This window comes from Priestia sp. MDV22-iso46 (assembly GCF_058629175.1).
Window position 1 is genome coordinate 1,737,380 of sequence record NZ_JBZVWT010000001.1, and the last position, 18,611, is coordinate 1,755,990.

General features: G+C 37.1%; 15 protein-coding genes and 1 riboswitch. Of the genes, 5 read left to right on the forward strand and 10 right to left on the reverse strand.

Annotation, left to right across the window (positions count from 1 at the left end):
* Nucleotides 1–140 precede the first annotated feature (140 nt).
* From AC4NPH_RS08930 to AC4NPH_RS08945, 4 genes are all read right to left on the reverse strand, one after another.
* Entirely contained in the window at nucleotides 141–956 is an 816-nt protein-coding gene (locus AC4NPH_RS08930) for a TerC family protein (protein ID WP_013055931.1), read from the reverse strand.
* A 96-nt stretch (nucleotides 957–1,052) separates the two neighbouring features.
* A riboswitch (yybP-ykoY riboswitch) is annotated at nucleotides 1,053–1,148 on the reverse strand.
* A gap of 76 nt (nucleotides 1,149–1,224) precedes the next feature.
* Nucleotides 1,225–4,263 carry a PAS domain S-box protein gene (locus AC4NPH_RS08935; RefSeq protein ID WP_098812600.1) on the reverse strand — a complete coding sequence of 1,013 codons (3,039 nt, stop codon included), beginning with the start codon at nucleotides 4,261–4,263 and terminating at the stop codon, nucleotides 1,225–1,227.
* Nucleotides 4,264–4,407: 144 nt separating this feature from the next.
* A complete protein-coding gene (locus AC4NPH_RS08940) occupies nucleotides 4,408–5,151 on the reverse strand; it encodes a LytR/AlgR family response regulator transcription factor (RefSeq protein ID WP_013055929.1) in 744 nt (247 codons plus the stop codon).
* Nucleotides 5,152–5,853: 702 nt separating this feature from the next.
* Nucleotides 5,854–7,509 carry an alkaline phosphatase gene (locus tag AC4NPH_RS08945; RefSeq protein ID WP_098812599.1) on the reverse strand — a complete coding sequence of 552 codons (1,656 nt, stop codon included), beginning with the start codon at nucleotides 7,507–7,509 and terminating at the stop codon, nucleotides 5,854–5,856.
* 202 nt (nucleotides 7,510–7,711) lie between these two features.
* On the opposite strand from AC4NPH_RS08945, the gene AC4NPH_RS08950 reads away from it, so the two are divergent.
* The 3 genes from AC4NPH_RS08950 to AC4NPH_RS08960 are packed head-to-tail and all read left to right on the forward strand — an operon-like array spanning nucleotide 7,712 to nucleotide 11,469.
* Nucleotides 7,712–9,232, forward strand: coding sequence for a spore germination protein (locus AC4NPH_RS08950; protein WP_029325067.1), 1,521 nt, complete (start codon nucleotides 7,712–7,714; stop codon nucleotides 9,230–9,232).
* Between the two features lie 14 nt (nucleotides 9,233–9,246).
* A complete protein-coding gene (locus AC4NPH_RS08955; RefSeq protein WP_013055926.1) occupies nucleotides 9,247–10,332 on the forward strand; it encodes a Ger(x)C family spore germination protein in 1,086 nt (361 codons plus the stop codon).
* Nucleotides 10,333–10,344: 12 nt separating this feature from the next.
* A complete protein-coding gene (locus AC4NPH_RS08960) occupies nucleotides 10,345–11,469 on the forward strand; it encodes a GerAB/ArcD/ProY family transporter (RefSeq protein ID WP_098812598.1) in 1,125 nt (374 codons plus the stop codon).
* Between the two features lie 25 nt (nucleotides 11,470–11,494).
* On the opposite strand, the gene msrA is transcribed toward AC4NPH_RS08960, so the two are convergent.
* From msrA to AC4NPH_RS08990, 6 genes are all read right to left on the reverse strand, one after another.
* Nucleotides 11,495–12,457, reverse strand: a complete 963-nt coding sequence (msrA, locus tag AC4NPH_RS08965) for a peptide-methionine (S)-S-oxide reductase MsrA (RefSeq protein ID WP_098812597.1) — start codon at nucleotides 12,455–12,457, stop codon at nucleotides 11,495–11,497.
* A 153-nt stretch (nucleotides 12,458–12,610) separates the two neighbouring features.
* Nucleotides 12,611–13,039, reverse strand: a complete 429-nt coding sequence (locus tag AC4NPH_RS08970; protein WP_013055923.1) for a MarR family winged helix-turn-helix transcriptional regulator — start codon at nucleotides 13,037–13,039, stop codon at nucleotides 12,611–12,613.
* Nucleotides 13,040–13,242: 203 nt separating this feature from the next.
* Nucleotides 13,243–13,743: a MerR family transcriptional regulator gene (locus AC4NPH_RS08975; protein WP_013055922.1), complete on the reverse strand. Its 501-nt coding sequence runs from the start codon at nucleotides 13,741–13,743 to the stop codon at nucleotides 13,243–13,245.
* A gap of 137 nt (nucleotides 13,744–13,880) precedes the next feature.
* Nucleotides 13,881–14,327 carry an aminoglycoside phosphotransferase family protein gene (locus AC4NPH_RS08980; protein WP_257205796.1) on the reverse strand — a complete coding sequence of 149 codons (447 nt, stop codon included), beginning with the start codon at nucleotides 14,325–14,327 and terminating at the stop codon, nucleotides 13,881–13,883.
* Between the two features lie 318 nt (nucleotides 14,328–14,645).
* Complete coding sequence (locus tag AC4NPH_RS08985) at nucleotides 14,646–15,812, reverse strand: ABC transporter permease (RefSeq protein WP_491938690.1); 1,167 nt, start codon at nucleotides 15,810–15,812, stop codon at nucleotides 14,646–14,648.
* Between the two features lies 1 nt (nucleotide 15,813).
* The gene (locus AC4NPH_RS08990) at nucleotides 15,814–16,551 is read right to left on the reverse strand and encodes an ABC transporter ATP-binding protein (RefSeq protein WP_013055919.1); all 738 of its coding nucleotides are present in this window, start codon (nucleotides 16,549–16,551) and stop codon (nucleotides 15,814–15,816) included.
* Nucleotides 16,552–16,726: 175 nt separating this feature from the next.
* Between AC4NPH_RS08990 and AC4NPH_RS08995 the strand changes: the two genes are divergently transcribed.
* Nucleotides 16,727–17,425: a LytR/AlgR family response regulator transcription factor gene (locus AC4NPH_RS08995; protein ID WP_063670924.1), complete on the forward strand. Its 699-nt coding sequence runs from the start codon at nucleotides 16,727–16,729 to the stop codon at nucleotides 17,423–17,425.
* Nucleotides 17,426–17,442: 17 nt separating this feature from the next.
* Nucleotides 17,443–18,393 (forward strand): sensor histidine kinase, encoded by a 951-nt coding sequence (locus AC4NPH_RS09000; RefSeq protein ID WP_053486999.1) that lies wholly within the window; start codon nucleotides 17,443–17,445, stop codon nucleotides 18,391–18,393.
* Nucleotides 18,394–18,611: the final 218 nt, after the last annotated feature.

Here is an 18,611-nt window from a genome sequence, read left to right on the forward strand (position 1 = left end):
ACGAAAAAGCAAAACATTCGGATATAAAGTAATTAAACAGTAGTTAGTTCTTTTACCCTTTATCTAAACAATCTAAACTAGGCATTTTGTCTCAATAATAAAAAACGCGCCTTCAATTAGCATTGAAGGCGCGTTTTTTATTATTGATTTTCAATTTTTTTTAACGATTCTTTTTCTTTCTCTGAGCCTTCAAGATCAGTTTGTTCTTTATTTTTAGATAGAAACCAGCCTGAAGCTGCTATGGCAAGTAACACAATCCAAAACGTAATTTTCCACACTTTTGATTCAGGGAAATGTTCATTAATAATACCTAACTCCGGATGAGCAAGGGTATAAACGGCTAACTTAACCCCTACCCACCCTACAATAGCAAAAGCCGCCGTTTCTAGGCCTGGGCGCGTATTTAATAGCTTGACGAACCAAGTTGCAGCAAAACGCATAATAATTAATCCCATAATTCCTCCGGCGAAAATCACCAAGAATTGTCCCCCATCGAGTCCGCCAATTTGAGGAAGATCTGTTGTTGGCAATGTAACGGCGAGAGCCACAGCGGCCAAAATTGAATCAACGGCAAAAGCAATGTCTGCTATTTCTACTTTTAAAACCGTCATCCAGAAACTTGAGCCCTTTTTCTCGTCTGCTTCTTTCACTTTTTCATGATCGTCTTTTTTCACATATCGCTTCACAATATGATTAATGGAAATGAACAACAAGTAAATGGCTCCTATAGCTTGAAGCTGCCATACGTCGACTAAAAATGAAATCAAGAACAATGAACCAAATCTAAAAATAAAGGCACCGGCTAGTCCGTAAAATAATGCCTTCTTGCGTTTTTCTTCCGGTAAATGTTTGACCATAATGGCCATCACAAGAGCATTATCCGCCGCCAAAATTCCTTCTAATGCAACCAGAACTAGCAATACCCATCCATACTCTAACAAAAGCGATGCATCCATAAAAATCCCCTCTCGTTTCTTTATATAAGTTTATTTATCCTCATTACCGGAATAAAACACAAAAAGACCTTTGCCAAATATGGCAAAGGTCTTGCTAAGCATAATCATTATGCCAACAAAGCCGATGGAATACTCCATGTAATGACGACTTTGTTTCAGGTTTCCCTGACGCTACTCCCCTTTACTCCGTAAGAAGTAAATGTATTAAGTTGTTTTTATTTTATAAAAGGTTCACTAATAAGTCAATTAAAAGCCCTCTAAACTTTTGTTAAGCTTTTGTTAAGCGTTTTAATACATTCAAAAACGTTGAAATATGAATAGGCTTTGTTACGTATTCACTAAAGCCGACTAAAAAAGCTTGATCAATATCGCTTTGCATCGCGCTTGCACTCAGGGCGACTCGCGGAATATGCTTCAATTCTTTTTCTAGCTGCAGCTGTGTGCATACCTCAAAACCATTCATATCAGGCAGATCAATATCAATTAAGATCATATCCGGTGAAATGGACCTGATTAGCCCGATGCCGTTTTCTCCTGTTTTGGCAACTAAAAGCTTAACGTTTTTATATGGAGAAAGAATCGATTGCATAAGCTCAATATTTGTATCGTTATCCTCAATATATACAATTGATGTCGGCACGGAAAAACCTAAAAACGGCTCGGCTTCTCCTTCACTGGATAATCGTTTAGGAACAGGTGGATGTACTAAGGGAAAACGCACCCAAAATGTACTGCCTTTTCCTTCTTCACTTCGCACTCCGCACGTACCATTCATTAATACAACAAGCTGCTTTACAAGCGCCAATCCAATCCCTGTTCCGTCTTTTTCTAGTCTATTTACACGGTAGAAAGGCTCAAAAATCCGATTCAATTCTGAAGCTGGAATTCCAAAGCCCCTATCTTCAATCAATATGGTTACGTGATGCTGAGTGATCTCGGTATAGATAGTGATATCGCGATAAGCGGGCGAATATTTAATGGCGTTTGTAAGCAGATTTAATAAGATCTGCTGAAACCGAAGTTCATCTACTTCAACAAAGACTTCTTGGTATGCATGAAAGCGAGTATAAAGTATACTATGCTTATCTTTTGCTAATGGTTTCATAATTTTAAGCGCGTCTTCAATCGCCTCTTTTACCGACACCGGTTCAAGGTTAATCGCTAAGTGACCTGATTCAATTTTCGATAAATCAAGCGTTTCATTTATCAAATAAAGAAGATGATTACCTGCTTTTAAAATTTTTCGTATACGATTCAATTGTTTTTCTGTTAAATCTTTTTCCCCTTGCTCTTCCAATATCTGTGCATAACCTAAAATACTGTTTAAAGGCGTACGAAGCTCATGGCTTACTTTTGATAAAAATTCAGACTTGGCTTGATTTGCTTTTTCAGCTTCTTCTTTTGCTATAATCATTTGCTGATTAGAATGAAGCAAATCTTGTTCTTGTTCCTGCTGTTTTGTAATATCATAAAACGTGACAACTACGCCTTTATAATATTTGCTTTCTTGAAGAGGTTCAGCATTCACCGAAAGCCAAGTCAACTTTTTTTCATTTAAATAAATGCCCATAACTGTATTTCGCACAGGCTCTTTTGTACGAAGACATCGAACAGATGGAATGTCTTCCAGTGCAAAAGGTGTGCCGTCAGGATGAATGATTTCCCAGTCTAAACCAAACGGGTTAACCGATAATATTTGGTCATAAGGCACGTTTAAGATTTTAGCAGCGTACGCATTAGCAGCAATTAAGTTTCCTTCAAGATCATGAAACACAACCCCTTCTGACATCGTAGAAAGAACGGAGCGATACATGCTTTCACTTTTAGCCAGCTTTTCTCTTGCTTCGTGAAGATCGGTAACATCTACTATAGAACCAATAACTTCTTTTACTTCTCCTTTGTAAATATGAGGTATTAACTTCGTATAGTAAGCAAAATCGTTCAAAAGTACTTCATACGATACTTTCTCTCCCGCCCATGCTTTCTCATAGTACTCCTTATTTTCTTTTGCGTAGGATTCAGGTAAAAATTCTTCAAGTGTTTTACCGACAACATCTATTTCCTCATATCCCATTTCACGAATCATTTTGCCTTCGCACATGGTATGAATATACCCTTCATCGTTTTTCACAAATTTAAAAATAGCGCCATCTTGCTGTGAAAGCGTGCGTTTTAAATCTTCTTGTAAATCCAGAAGCTGCTGTTGCGCCTTTTTTCGGTCTGTCACATCTTTGGCAATGACGTAACTGCCTTTAATTTGACCATGAACAATAATAGGCATTTGCGTTACTTCAACATATACAGGCTGATTATCTTTGCGAATGAGCGTTGCCTCATAATAAACAGAGTCTCCGCTCAGGGATTTCCACATATATTCTTCAGCTTTTTCAGCTTCTCTAAACATATAGGGAAACGGAATTTTCTCCATTTGATGCAACGTGTATCCTGTTAGTTCTATTCCTTTTGGATTAATCGTTTGAATATTGCCGTACAAATCAACCGCACACACAATATTGGGATTGTAGTTAAAAAGAGATTGATAATACTCTTCTTTTAGTTGACTATCCCTCACTTCTTCCTGGCGCTTAAAAGCAGCAACGAGCAGAAAGACAATGAGTAGCGTAATCGTGATACTTGCAATCATATTGGAAAATGGCGCTTGATAAGGCAGCCACTGGCCCCATCTTCTGACAACTGAGTGTTCAATATGCAACTTCATTCCATACATACTGATGAAATGCATAGCTGAAATTCCAATGCCCAGCAAAATTGAGCTAACAAGTTTGAGAAACGGATTAGCTTTCACGCTTTTCGAACGAAAAAACAAGTGCATCGCATAAAATGCAACGACCAGGGCGATGATGATGGAAAGCAAAACAGATAGCACGGTATAATGGATGTGTGCTTCTGTTTCGATTGCTGCCATGGCGATATAATGTGTACCCAGAATACTGCTTCCCAAAATGAGCCCTGACCATACCGACGTGCCCCATTTCCAAAATGTCCAAAACGCACCTAGTGATCCGCTAATCGCTATTATTAAAGCAATGACAGAAAGTACAGCATTAAAATGAAAGCTAACAGGCACATAATAAGCAAGCATCGCAATATAGTGCATCGCCCCCACTCCAATTCCCATTGAAGCCGCTGACAGGGTAAGCCATAAATAATTGTTCCGCTGTTTTTTCATCATTTTACTCATAATATCAAGTGCTGTATAAGAGGCAAGAATTCCTACAATGACAGCAAGAAATACGGTAAATTCATTATAGTGACCAGTAATTGAAATCATTTTCTTTCCTTTCACTTCAACGTTACTTCTTCTATCTAACTCTCCTCATAAGAACTATATTACGATCATTTATTCCGAAAGCAGACACATGAAATAGACGAAACTTACATAAGCTTCGTCCTTTCATCAGCATAGCTATTTTAGAAGCAGCACCATCTCTTAATTCATCATTAACTGATGCAGCTGTTTTTGAACGTCTTGGATTTTTAATTTTGAGATATGAGCATATTCATCAATTTCTAAGAAATAAACAAGATATGTTTCGTTTTTTGGTGTGATGTGCGAAACTTTCTGTAAATTCACGATATAAGACCGGTGTGTTTGACTAAATACAGAAGGGTTCAAATACGTATAGATATCACTAATATTTTCATATGTCTCATAGACACGTGATTGAGTATAGATCAAGCATTTTTTTCCGGATTTTTCGATAAAAATAATTTGATCAATTGGAATGTAGTAAGTAGATCCATTAAATTTTACAGGCAGTCTTTTTAATTGCTCACCTGGCTTTTTTGACTGATTTCTATCAATTCCAATGGAGTTTTTTGCCCGCTCTAACGCCATATAAAGCCTTGTTTTTTCAATCGGTTTTACAATGTAATCCAATGCTGACAACTCAAATGCCTTCACCGCAAATTCATCATAACCAGTGATAAAAATGAAGTTTAAATTCGGCTTAATGCGCAGGCACTTTTTTATTGCATCTACACCGTTAATCGTAGGCATATTAATGTCGACGAGCAAAAGGTCTGGACTCTTAGCCATCACTTCCTGTACAAGCTGCTCTCCGTCTTTGCAGATGCTAATCACTTCAAATTCCGGAAGCTGTTCTATAAAATAATCTAAAATTTCAACCGAATCTTCGTTATCATCGGCAATAATTAAGTTAATTTTGTTCATCCTGACTCCCCCTAGGATACAATGTTAAAGTATAGTACGAACTATTGCCCATTCTGGTTTATGCATGTCTACACATAGTTATAGTGTTTTTATGTTGAGATGAATGATCTACACGGACGGTAATCGTTAATGGAACGCACAACGATTGTTCATGGGGAATATTGCAATAATTGTTGGTTTTCTAGAAGAAGACATAAAAACCGTTTATCTATTATCATTTATTTTCCTAACAATGATTTAATACCCTTTTTATAATCTGTAAATCAGCATGCCAAAATCTTTATTTAACATTTTCGATAAAGGCGGCACGCTCTTTCACCTATACTTTTATTAATTTCTTACTTTTTTTCAAGGTAATTTCTTACATAATGTCCTTAATAACCTTGACTTTGTGATTTCATCCAAAAGAATTTATGTATTTTTTATTCATTTTATTATAAAAATTTTAGCATACAAAGTTATGAACTTACATATGTATTCCGAACTAGTTCCCTTTAAAACTATGATTATTATACCATTTCATAGTATAAATCACATATAGTTAAACGTGAAGACTTTCCATTTCTTTAAGTGTTCAAAGCTATTTATTTGTAAAATAAATAGCTTCATTCCTCTATAACGGCTACATAACCTAATTAACCAGCTATTATTTGTAAAAAAACAGGCCTAAAGTTATAACCCGGCCTGTTTTGCATTCATTTCTTATTTTTCATTTTTTACAATTTGCTGTGCTTGTTTCGATACAAAGAAGCGATTCTTTTTATCCTGTACCACTACGCTGTCCATTTGAATTTCTCTTCCATTTACAATAGCAATATTTTTATTTACTGGGAAACGCACCGTTCGCTTATTGTTTGTAACAACCAGCACAGGGTTGTTTTTGTCTTTTGAGTCAACCGCTACCTTTGAGCCTTTAAAAGCTTTATTCGCTTCAATAAATAATTCATTTGTTAACTCATTTAAGTTAATATTCATTGATTTAGCCATATGTTTGGCAATATCCGTATTATCAAAGTGCCCCGTTGGTCGATTTACGCCGTATGAATACAGAAATACATCCTCACCCGTATGACCGCCTGTTGTGAATCCAAGGTTTGCTCGGTTGGCTAATAACTTCGATAGTGTAGCACTGATTTCTTTTTTATTTCTTGCTTTAGTCAGCTGCGCTTTTTCCTCTAAAGTTAGATTTGATAAACCATACAAAGCAGCTACTTCTTCTTTATTTGATAAATCTTCTTTTAATTTAGACGTAGCACCTTCTAACGTCATTTTTGCTTTTTTTAATGGATCAATATAAGCAGAAACAGGTGTGGTATCGTATCCTTTTGTTGTATTTGCATTACCAATTGAAAGACCGCTGTTTCCGTGATCGGCAATCGCAATAACCATCGTATTTCCATCTTTTTTAGCGAACTCTACTGCTTTGCCCACTGCTTCATCAAACGCTAGTACATCGCTAATCATTCCTATTGGATCATTTGCATGAGCTGCCCAATCGGTTTTGCTTCCTTCAACAAATAAGAAAAAACCGTCTTTATCTTTGGATAGTGTTGTTATTGCTTTATTTGTCATCTGGGACAACTTTGGCTGTTCTGCTTTTGTCTGCGGTCGGTCCATATCATAGGCTAAGTCTCGGTCGGCGAAGCTCCCCCAGATTTTTTTGGCACGTGACTGCTCTAATTCCTTTTTATTTTCTACAAAGTCATATCCTCTTTTATTCAATACATTGACTAAGTTTTCACCGTCTTTCCGGCTTTTTTCTTCTTTTCCTGGAAGAAGAGATTGCTTACCTCCTCCAAGCACTACATCAATGTTTTGATACACTTGCTGCTCCGCTAGCGTTTGAAAATCATCACGGCTATAGTTGTGGGCTGAAAAACCAGCTGGTGTGGCGTGCTGGATTTCAGAAGTAGCCACAATTCCTGTCGCGCGCCCTGAAAGCTTTGCTCCTTCTAGAACGTTTGCTACGGGACGAAATTGATCTTCTTTTTCTACGGATTTAACCCCAGGTGTATTCACTACTGAAGGAAGCACACCTACATAACCTGAATTTGATTTATTTCCTGTTGCTAAAGCAGTAGCTGCCGGAGCGGAATCTGTAATAGCAGATTCTGCCGAATACGCACGTACTCCCCCGGCCATCAGCTGATCCATATGTAACGGTTTTCCCTTGTACCATCTTGCGAGTGTAGTAGCATTTGAACTCGTCCCGTCCATTACCATCATAATGACATTTTGAGGTTTCTTAGCTGACTTATGCTCCACTTTTGCTTCCGTTTGAATAAGTGAGTTTCCTACACCAAACGAGGCCAATGCTACTGCTCCTGCCAGTGTAATACCTGCTAATTTTTTCTTCATATAAATATACCCGCTCCTTTATTTAATTGTCTTCGACATGTCTAAAGTTACCATTCAAACGTAAACCCACTGTTTATCTGCTGTAAAAGAGTGTAAAGTTTGTCTTTATATTCTTCCTTTCTTCTTAAGAAAAAATAGTCGAATAAAAAGGAAGTACATGAACAAACTACCAGTAATAGAAAGTCAAGCGAGGGGCACGGTTATGTTTAAACATTTATTTAAAAGAAAAAATGCAGACGATCAGCCCAAAAAATCATTGGATGAACTGATTAACCAATTTAAAAAATCAAGTGATTTTACAACATTAGCCATTGGCTCGCAGCACCGAAAATACATCATTACTTATTTTAAACAGCTCGTAAACATGCAAAGTGTTGAAGATAAAATACTTGAGCCTTTTCAAAAACTAGATTTCACGTTAAGCAGTATATATGAAGTTGAAAATGTTCTGCCAATTGAAGATATTTCAGTCACAAAAGATACAAAAGAAATTTTAGAAAAGATGCTGCGCGGCTATGTAATGTTTCAACTGCATAAAGACGATAAGCTAGTAGCTCTTATTAAAGTTCAAAGCTTTGATACGGGGTTTCGAAAAGAAAACGAAACAGAAAATGAGTTCAGCGTCGTTGGTCCTAAAATTGGTTTTGTAGAGGATTTAGATGTCAATCTCTATTTAATGAGAAAAACGGTCATTTCCGAAAACCTTATTTTTAAAGAACTCACCGTAGGAAATAAATCGAAAACGCGCGTGGTGCTTGTTTACTTAGAAGGCGTAACGAACCCTCAGCACGTAGACACCATGACCCAGCGCCTTGAAGATATAGATTTCGATGTCATTTTTGATAGTACAATGCTTGATCAATTAATTTCCGATAATTCTTCTACGGCGTTTCCGCTTTTTTTAACAACAGAGCGGATTGATCGAGTCTTGTTTAGCCTGTTAAACGGGCAAGTTGCCTTCTTTTCGAGTGGTTCACCCTACGCAGTTACGGGACCTTCAACATTGCTTGACTTCTTTATTTCACCTGAAGACTACTATTTACCGTGGGTTCTAGGGTCATTTTTCCGGGTTATTCGTATTTTGGGCGTCTTTTTCTCTATTTTTGCTACGCCTCTTTATGTAGCCATTGTTACGTATCATTATGAGATGCTTCCAAAAGATTTGCTGGGTCCTATTATTTTTTCAAGGACAAACGTTCCTTTTCCACCGGTCATCGAAGTACTTTTTTTAGAAATCACCATTGAACTGCTTCGAGAAGCTGGAGCCAGGCTTCCAACAAAAGTAGGTCAAACGCTGGGAATCGTAGGCGGGATTGTTATTGGGCAAGCAACAGTCGAAGCGGCGTTAACAAGCAATATTTTGCTTATTATTGTTTCACTGACAGCTTTAGCTTCTTTTACAACGCCTATTTTTAAAATGTCTAATACCATCCGGTTATTACGTTTTCCGTTTATTTTGTTTGCTACTGCGTTTGGTTTAGTCGGCATCACCTTTGGCTTTTGCTTCTTGCTGGTTCACTTGCTTCGTTTAAAATCTTTGGGCATGCCTTATCTTGTTCCGCTTTTTCCGTTTCGTCCAACAGAGTATAGGGATACCTTTTTGCGATTGCCCTATAGTCATACAGCAAAGCGTCCAAGTTACTTGCGTCCTTTAGAACGCTTTCGCTATAACCCTAATAAAGCGAATAAGACTAGACGAAAAAGTAATTTAGATAATGAGTAAAGCGGGGAAACGTCATGAAGAGAATACTTATTTTATGCACTTGCCTTACTTTCTTAACGAGCTGTGCAGACCGTGAAACGATTGACGAAATTCAAGTAGTTAACTCCATAGGATATGATTATATTCCTCAAAGCAATAAAGTCAGAGGAACCATTTTATACCCTATCTATAAATACGGCCCAACGGAAGAGCCAAGTATCATTGCGGCTACTGCTAATTCATCGTTTGATATTCCACTTCGCTTAAACAATAAATCATCTCTTCCGGTCGCTTTTGGGCAGTTAAGGAGCATCGTCATGGGAAAAGAATTTGCAACACATGGCGTGGAAGAATTAGTAAACACAATTGCTAGAAATCCAGACCTTGGACGTAATATTAAATTAAGCATTGTAGATGGCAACGCACATGAATTATTGAGTTCCGTTACCAAAAAGAAAATTAAGGACTATCAGTTTATTTCTAATTTAATCGAACAAAATATCCGCACAGAAAATTTACCTAACACCAATTTACAAATTTTTTTATTTAGTTTTTTTAGTGACGACCGCGACCCGTACCTTCCTGTTTTAGCTCAGGAAAAGGATGCCATTAAGTTAAAAGGCCTGGCGCTATTTAAAGAACAAAAAGTCGTTACAACTATCGGAATGAAAGAAACGTTTTTATTTAAGCTGCTAACAAGCGGAACAAAGCACGGCCGCTACTCAGTAAAAATTAAAGAGAGTGACCGTAAGGGCGAGATCATTCTTCAAAACTTGCGCACCAAAACAAAGTATGAAATTAAAGGAAATCATCAACATCCAAGTATTGTTGCACACTTAACTGTCGACGGCCTTGTAAAAGAGTTTCCCGGATGGATAGATTTAACAGACCCGGCTAGTATTAAAATGGTTGAAAAAATGCTTCAAAAAGATATTGAAAAAGATGGGGATGCCTTTATTAAGAAGCTTCAGCAGCACAAAATCGATCCCATTTGTTTTACAGATTATGTTCGAAGTAAAACACGCGGGTTTAACAGTGAAAAATTCAAATCGCAATATCCGGATATGAATATTGAAGTAAAAGCTCGCGTTCATCTTATTCAAACCGGTATTAGCAACTAGGAGGAAGAAAAGATGCACAATACAATTAAAGAAGAAAATCAAGTTTCCCCTTCTTTTCTTTTTTTCTTAGTTCACTCTACTCAGATTGGCGTTGGAATACTAGGATTTCAGCGTTATATTATTAAAGGTGCCGGATATGAAGCATGGATATCTATCATCCTTGCAGCGATCAGCACCTGTATTTTATTGGCAATGATTTTTAATATTTTAACCCGTGAAAACAGCGATATTATTGATATTCACCGGCTATATTTTGGAAAATACCTTGGAGGGGCTTTAACCCTTGCCGCTTCCATTTATTATTTTATCTTTGCATTAACGATTTACCGAACATATGTAGAGATTTTGCAAATATGGATGTTTCCACAGTTAGAAACATGGGTCGTATCACTTGTATACCTGCCTATTATTTACTACACAGTTTCCGGTGGGTTTCGTGTGATTACTGGAATTGCCTTTTTTGGAGTCATGCTTCCCTTGCCGCTCGTATTTGCCTTACTCTATCCGTTAAAGTATGGGCACCTTAATAATTTATTTCCTTTATTTGACCACACAATATGGGAATTTTTAATTTCAACTAAAATGATGACCTTTGAGAATTTGGGATTTGAATCCGTGCTTTTTTTCTATCCATTTATAAAAAATGGCGCTACTAGTCAGAAGTGGGGGCAATATGGCGTTTTGTTCAGTACTTTTTTATATTTGTGCACAGCATTAGTATCATTTGCTTACTTTAGTCAAGGACAGTTAGGCCATACCATCTGGCCAACTTTAACAATGGCTAAAATTATTGAAATCCCATTTTTACAGCGTTTTGAATATATTTTAATTTCTCTGTGGCTTTTAGTCGTTCTTCCTACTATTGCTGTCAGCGTATGGTGTACAATTCGTGGATTTAGTAAAACATTTAATAAGCCGCCTACGATTTTTCTCATATTAGTTCTTATTGCTCTTCTTGGCTTTTCTATTTTCTTTGATGATAGAGAAACCATCGATCAGCTTAATACACGATTATCCATGACCGGCTTTTACTTTATTTATGGCTACATTCCTTTCCTTTTTCTCTATAGCCTTATTCGAGCCAAAATAAAACAAAAGAAAGCACCAAAAGAAGAGCGTGAGCCAACTTTAAGTTGAATCACGCTCTTTCTTTCATATTATTTTATTTGTTAAATAAAACAGCGTATTCCCCGTATCCTTCTTTTTCTAAATCTTCCTGCGGAACAAAGCGAAGAGCCGCTGAGTTGATGCAGTAGCGCAAGCCGCCTGCATCTTGCGGACCATCATCAAATAAATGACCTAAATGAGAGTTCGCTGTTTTGCTTCGTACTTCTGTACGAACCATATTATGACTAACGTCCATGTTTTCTTTTACTTCATCTTTATTAATCGCTTTTGTGAAAGACGGCCATCCACATCCGGCATCATATTTATCAGTTGAACTAAACAACGGCTCTCCTGATACGATATCTACATAAATACCATCTTCTGTATGGTCCCAAAATTCATTGCGAAACGGAGGTTCCGTTGCGTCATTTTGAGTAACTTCATATTGAATAGGCGTTAATGTCGTTTTCAGCTGCTCGTCGTGTCCAAAGTCTTTCCAGTTTTCTTTAATAAAACGATCACGTCCAGACCCGCGTCGATACATAGCATAGCGGAATTTATTTTTCTTATAGTAACCTTGATGGTATTCTTCCGCTTCATAAAACGGTTTTGCCGGTAGAATTTGTGTAGCAATCGGCTCAGAAAAACGGCCGCTTGCTTCTAATTGTTGCTTAGATTCTTCAGCTAGTGTCTTTTGGTGTTCATTGTGATAAAAGATAGCTGTTCGATATGAATCTCCTCGATCGGCAAATTGTCCGCCTGCATCCGTTGGATCAATTTGAGGCCAGTATAGTTCTAAAAGCTTTTCATATGGAAAAACTTCTGGGTCAAATGTAATTTGGACCGCTTCATAATGGCCCGTTGTTTCTGAGCATACTTCTTTGTACGTCGGGTTCTCTTTGTGACCGCCTGTATAGCCAGATACAACTTTTATAATGCCTGGCTGTTCGTCAAATGGCTTCACCATACACCAAAAACAGCCGCCGGCAAAAGTTGCTACTTCATATTGTTCTGTCAAAAAGATGACCTCCTTCATGTGTTCTTTCTATTATTATACGCTGATTTTATGTTCTCACCAACTAACTTGCCTTTTATACTCTTTGCGTTTTAAAACAAAAAAATAATCAGTGAAGCTCATACTCACTGATTATTCTTCCGTATTTAAAGCGCTTTATTTTTGATCGCCTTTAATTTTGTGAAACAGTTTATTTACCGTTTCAATTTCTTTATCTGTAAAGTGCTCAAAACGCTCAAGGAAATAGGCTCGTTTCTTCTCTTGAATAGCATTAAAAATATCCTGTCCTTCCTCGGTCAGTTCAATATCAATAATACGCCGATCGTTTTCAGACCGTTTGCGTGCAATGTAGCCTTTTGATAAAAGCAAGTCGGTTACTGCCGTAATGTGGCTTGCTGACACTTGAAGATACTTTGATAAATCAGTTGATCGCTGCCTGCCGGAATCAACCAGCATACGAAGCACCATAAATTCATTTGTTGATAGCTCTGAATTGTATACTTCATTAATTTCTTGGCGAAGCTGTCTGAACACAAAGCGAAACAGCGTCTCCATTTCTTGAACGAGCTCTTCTCTTTTTTTCACTTGTCACTCCCCTTAACGCTATCGGATGATAACGAATATGTATTTACGAAAGTATTTCACTTTCTTAACTTAATTAGTTTTATCAAATTACTAAGCGTTTCGTCAACTATTATTGAGATTTTTTTCCACAAATCTGTACGAATTGATGTATTTTTCATAAAATTCCATAAAAAAAAGCGATTTACCGTTATGATAAATCGCTGCTAATAGCTAAAAATACCGGTTAAAAAGCTTCTCCATCTTGGAACAGGCTTTTTACCTTTTAAGCTATCTTCACTTTTCAACTGACTTTCAAGTTCCACTACTCGATTTTCTAATTTCGTAATAACTTTATTTAATCGATCGATTTCTGAACGATGCTCTAAAATTTGAAAGGTAACTACTTCTCCCGCTTTTTCTTCTGTACGCTTTTCATTTTCAATCAGCCTTAAAAAAAGCTGATCCAGCTGCTTTTGCATGTCTTGCGTACGTTCATCAGATATAACGACTTCCTCTTTTTCTACTACTTTTTCTACCACTTTGACGACGGCTTGACGATTGCGGTTTTTTTGGAAGTTTCTAAGTGCTTCAACATTTTCTTCTGTAAACTCACAGTGTCCTGATTCATTTCTCTCTAGCTCGATATCCGCCATTTTGACCCATTTTAATACCGTACTTGGATGTATTCCCAGCGACTTTGCCACATCTACCGTTTTCATCGTCATGTTCCATCCCTCCATTTTTTTCATTTACTAGCCATTTCGAGAGAAATCTTTAAATCCCTTCATACGTGACAAAACTAGTATGAATTCGTCAAAGAAAGTGGACGTTCAACAAATGAAGAAAATGATGTCATTATTCCTTAGAAAAACTCGTATAAACCTTCTGCAAAATAACAAAATTCGCCCTGTGAAATCCCCTTGCCGTATCCATTAAAAAAAGCCGCGCGTTCTTTACCTGTAAAGATTCCGTCTTCAAAGCGCACAGCAAGCGCCATATCATAACGAGCATCTCCGCAAGTTCCTCCGCTCCAGTCAATAACAGCTGTTTGAACGAATTTGTAAGCACTCGGGCTTTGAAAGTCCGCCAGTGCCTGTATATTTTTTAATACATAATATTCCTTATATAACCATTTTCTGTACTTTTCCCTTTTTGCCCGCTTTAAAACACATCTCCCTTTAGGGGTATGAAGGATCCCAACATCCGATGTACACCCTTGCTTTGGAAACGTTACTTTTTCGATTTGCTTTACATACTTCTTTATCGAATGAGGAATTTCTTCTACTATAATAGGATACAACTGTTTCACTCTCCTTTCTTTCTACATTCTCTTTTAAGCTCTATTTCCCTACAAAAAGGCTGAGACATAATTAAATCAATTCAATCTAGAGACCGATAAATGGGATATTATGAATCGCTTGTTACGCCGCTGTTGATTTCTGGGCAAGACTTCGCTTTCCGCGGGTGGCCGGTGAGCCTCCGTCTTTCCCTCCAATCAACAGCTAGAAGCATCTACATACATGATAATCATAACAATGAAAAAATCCGAACGAGTTGGATTCTTTATCAAGAACCTCGACTCATCGTTCGGATCTTCCTTCAACTAAACTACTTTTGTCCCAGCCTCTTACCCTTTACCAAGCACCCAGCGGCTTTTGCTAAACATCGTATAACCAATCGTAAATAAAACAACTGTACAAACCGACAAGCTTCCTATTGTATAGGCAAGACTCTGCATGTCATAGACACCGTAGAGAAGCTGTTTCATAAGTGCAAATACGTTATAAATAGGAATTAAGAATCCGCTTGGCTGCAGTTCGTGTACGGACTTTCCCATCAGTAAAAAGTATGGAAGTATCGCTACCATCATAATCTGGGATGTGTAGCTTTGCGCTTCTTTGACCGAACTTGCTAAAAGGCTAAGAATGCATAATACCATAGCTCCTAGAAGCGCTAGTAAAGTAAGACTAACTAAAAATGAGAAAATAAAGGTTGTAAAATGCCCCTTAAGCTGCAGTGCATTATTTAATACCTTTGTTAAATAACGCACAGACAAAACAAAGGCCAATGTCGACAAAAGGCCGCTTATGATACCGAATGTAGAGATAGTCAGCCATTTCCCAACCAATAATTGAGTTCTTTTGACAGGAGACATCAATAAAGCTTCCATCGTCTTTCGTTCTTTTTCACCTGCAAAGATATCATTTGCAGAAGGAAGAATACCACCTAAAACGCCCATAATGATAATCATTGGAGCAAACATCGCAATCATAGTTAAAGAGCCATCATCTTCCTTAGACACTCCTTTTTCAACCACATTAAACGGAGCAATCGTTTGACTATTGACATTTAATTGACCTAAACGTTCATTAACTATAGCTTCTCGATGTTTATTCAATATATTTTGTATATAATCCGCCGTAGCGCCTGAGTTCATACTGGATGAATCAATATAAACAGTAACTTCTGGCGATTTCATGTTACGCATTTCTGAAGAAAAATCACCTGGTATCTTTAACGCCGCTAACGCTTTCCCTTGTTCTACAGCGCTGAGTGGATTTTTACTTTCAATTACTTTAATGTTGTCATCGTTTTTTAACCAGTCGATCACACTGGCATCAGAATTCTTTGTAACAGCTACAGACATGGAATCTGTTTGATCCCTAGCCATCATTTTGTCGGCAAAAAAGATAATCCCTACATTTAATAAAATTGGAATCAACACGCTAAAGATAATCGTTTTGCGATCTCGCAAACAATCAATTAACTCTTTTTTATAAATATGCCAAATCATATTAAGCCCCCCTCACGATACGCGACATAAAGATGTAGTTTAAATCTGTGCTTTCCTCTTCTTTATAAAGCTGTTCATTTGTTCCTTGATAAATCATTTTCCCTTTATGAATCATGATGATAGACTGACACAGCATCTCCACTTCTTCCATAATGTGACTGGAAAAAATAATCGTTTTTCCTTCCCTTTGCAGACTTTTAATAAGCTCACGAAACATGTTTGCCGATGTAATATCTAATCCTGTAGTCGGCTCATCAAATAGGATAACGTCCGGGTTATGGAGAATAGTGCGTGCAATGGCTACTTTTTGACGCATTCCTTTTGAAAAGCCTCCGACGCGGCGATCCAAGTAGTCTTTCATTCCAAAACGTTTGGCCAGTTCCTCAACCCTTATCTTTGTTTCATGTTTGCTCATGCCATAAAACTTGGCAAAATAAGCTAAGTTTTCACGAGCGGTCAAACGGTCGTATAAGCCTGTTTCACCGCCAAAAAGCACGCCAATTCTTTGTTTTATTTTATCGGGCTGTTTATGAATGTTAATTCCGTGAATGAACATATTACCTTCCGATGGTTCAAGTACAGTCGACAGCATACGTAAAAGAGTTGTTTTCCCCGCTCCATTTTCACCTAATAGCCCTACAATTTCTCCTTGTGCGATGGTTACATGAATATCTTGAACAGCTGCAATTGTTTGCTTTTTCTCTTTAAAATATTTCGTAACACCTTTGATTTCAATCATATCCGCTCTCCCCTTTTACTGTGATTGACTATATCTTAGCTTATTTTTCATACAGCATCTTCCATCTTGTCATAAAGAGGGTTTTTTATGTCGCGAAACGTCCTTTCCATCTTGCAAATCATGGTAAAATAGTGTGGTAATATCCAATAGAATGAAACAAAGAGGGTTTTTATTTATGAAGGTAGGATTAGTGGACGATCATTCATATGATTTAGAGAAATTGAGGATTTCTTTAGAAAGAGAAGATGATATAGACATACTTTTTTCGACTAACAGCGCAGAGGAAGCTTATAACAAAATTAAAAAAAATGAAATTGATTTATTAATTACAGATATTGAAATGCCAAAGCTATCAGGTTATGAGCTTGCAGACTTTATCAATGCTTACGCACTTGATATTCAAGTCATCTTTGTCACTGGGCACAGCGGCTTTGCCGTTCATGCATTTGAACTCAACGTTTTAGACTACATTATGAAGCCTTATTCTAAAGAGCGTCTGTTAAAAGGCATTCAGCGTTTTCATCAAAAAAAACAATCAACTGACACAAGAGATAAGCTTATTTTAAAACAAAAAACCGAAATGCAGGTGCTGAACAAACAAGATATTATATTTGCAGAACGAACGGGTCGCTCTACCACAATCATAACGACAAATGGAGAGTTTAGTACCTATCAATCATTAAACGAAATTGAAAAAGAATTAACAGCGAGTCATTTTCTAAGGTCTCATCGAGCTTTTATCGTCAACATTTCCTATATTCAAAATTTCTCCCTGTATACTAAGCACTCCTACTCAGTGATGTTTCAAAGCACCGAAAAAACAGCTTTAATCACGAAAACAAATTTAGACATCTTGCAAAAAGAATACTTTTAAAGGAGGGACTATCTAAAATGAAACTATTTTACACACTAGTTTTACTAACTGTTTTCGTGCTCCTCTTTTTTAAAGACCTGCCTGTTAGTTTACATCTCCTACTTAGTTCTTTTATAATTGGTTCATTTTTTATATGGAGAAAGAAATATCAAACGGCTCCTTTAATAAATATAAAAAAAGCAATCGTAATCACGTCTTTTTTCCTGCTTTTATTTAGCCTATCTTCACCTTTTAGTATTGGCCTAACCGTTATCGCAATGATTGGTTACATGACCGACATGTTTTCTTCTTATCAACAATACATATTTGTAACCAACCGGGAAAGCAGTGCTTCGCGTGAAATTCAAAAGAACAATGAGCTTTTTCAAGCGTTAAGGGCTGAAAGACATGATTTTATCAAACATGTCAGTGCCGTATCCTATCTTCTAGAAACAAATCAAAGACAGCAGGCACAAGAGTACATTCAAGATTACGTTGAAGCTTTGAATGATACCCATTCATATATTCAAGGTGAACATTCGCACGTCGCTTCTGTTGTACATCAATGCAAGAATCAAGCACATACGTGGGGAATACATATGAATGTTCAATTAGATTCACCGTTATCACAGCTGCCTTTAAAGCACCTTGACCAAATGAATCTCATCATGAATTTACTGCATAATGCTTTAGAAGCCGCTCATTCTTCTGAGAAAAAAGAGATAACTGTTTCGAGTATGATTCGAAGTGGCATTTACATTTTAGAAGTCAGCAATTCTACCGCTCCTTTATCACGAGAGCGTCAAGATCACTTGTTTACTTCTTTTCATGTTACAGAAAAGAAAGAACGCCACGAAGGCCTTGGCACGTGGATCATTTCTGAACTTGTTTCCAACTATCACGGACGCTTGGAATATACGTATCACGATTTAACTCTTTCCATTAAAATAAAATTTCCGATAGTCGTTGCCTCAAAACAAGCAACATAGCCGCTGTAGCCCAAGCGGCTTTTTTTCGTATGAGCCTCTTCTATACGCACACACTATAAAAAGCACCGAAAATAAGAAATATTTCACACTTGTTTTAGCTCTTTTATCGTCACTTTTTTAGTTTTTGATTTTTTATATGCAAATCTATTGCATTTCAAGTAAAAAACGAATATTATATATCATGTTGCTTTTAATGTTCGTTATTTTTGGAGGTTACT

What these genes read in the sequence shown, in the direction of transcription:
- AC4NPH_RS08930 (WP_013055931.1), bottom strand. Translation starts at nt 956, where the DNA reads ATGGATGCATCGCTTTTGTTAGAGTATGGATGGGTATTGCTAGTTCTG.
- AC4NPH_RS08940 (WP_013055929.1), bottom strand. Translation starts at nt 5,151, where the DNA reads ATGAACAAAATTAACTTAATTATTGCCGATGATAACGAAGATTCGGTT.
- AC4NPH_RS08945 (WP_098812599.1), bottom strand. Translation starts at nt 7,509, where the DNA reads ATGAAGAAAAAATTAGCAGGTATTACACTGGCAGGAGCAGTAGCATTG.
- AC4NPH_RS08950 (WP_029325067.1), top strand. Translation starts at nt 7,712, where the DNA reads ATGTTTAAACATTTATTTAAAAGAAAAAATGCAGACGATCAGCCCAAA.
- AC4NPH_RS08955 (WP_013055926.1), top strand. Translation starts at nt 9,247, where the DNA reads ATGAAGAGAATACTTATTTTATGCACTTGCCTTACTTTCTTAACGAGC.
- AC4NPH_RS08960 (WP_098812598.1), top strand. Translation starts at nt 10,345, where the DNA reads ATGCACAATACAATTAAAGAAGAAAATCAAGTTTCCCCTTCTTTTCTT.
- AC4NPH_RS08975 (WP_013055922.1), bottom strand. Translation starts at nt 13,743, where the DNA reads ATGACGATGAAAACGGTAGATGTGGCAAAGTCGCTGGGAATACATCCA.
- AC4NPH_RS08985 (WP_491938690.1), bottom strand. Translation starts at nt 15,812, where the DNA reads ATGATTTGGCATATTTATAAAAAAGAGTTAATTGATTGTTTGCGAGAT.
- AC4NPH_RS08990 (WP_013055919.1), bottom strand. Translation starts at nt 16,551, where the DNA reads ATGATTGAAATCAAAGGTGTTACGAAATATTTTAAAGAGAAAAAGCAA.
- AC4NPH_RS08995 (WP_063670924.1), top strand. Translation starts at nt 16,727, where the DNA reads ATGAAGGTAGGATTAGTGGACGATCATTCATATGATTTAGAGAAATTG.
- AC4NPH_RS09000 (WP_053486999.1), top strand. Translation starts at nt 17,443, where the DNA reads ATGAAACTATTTTACACACTAGTTTTACTAACTGTTTTCGTGCTCCTC.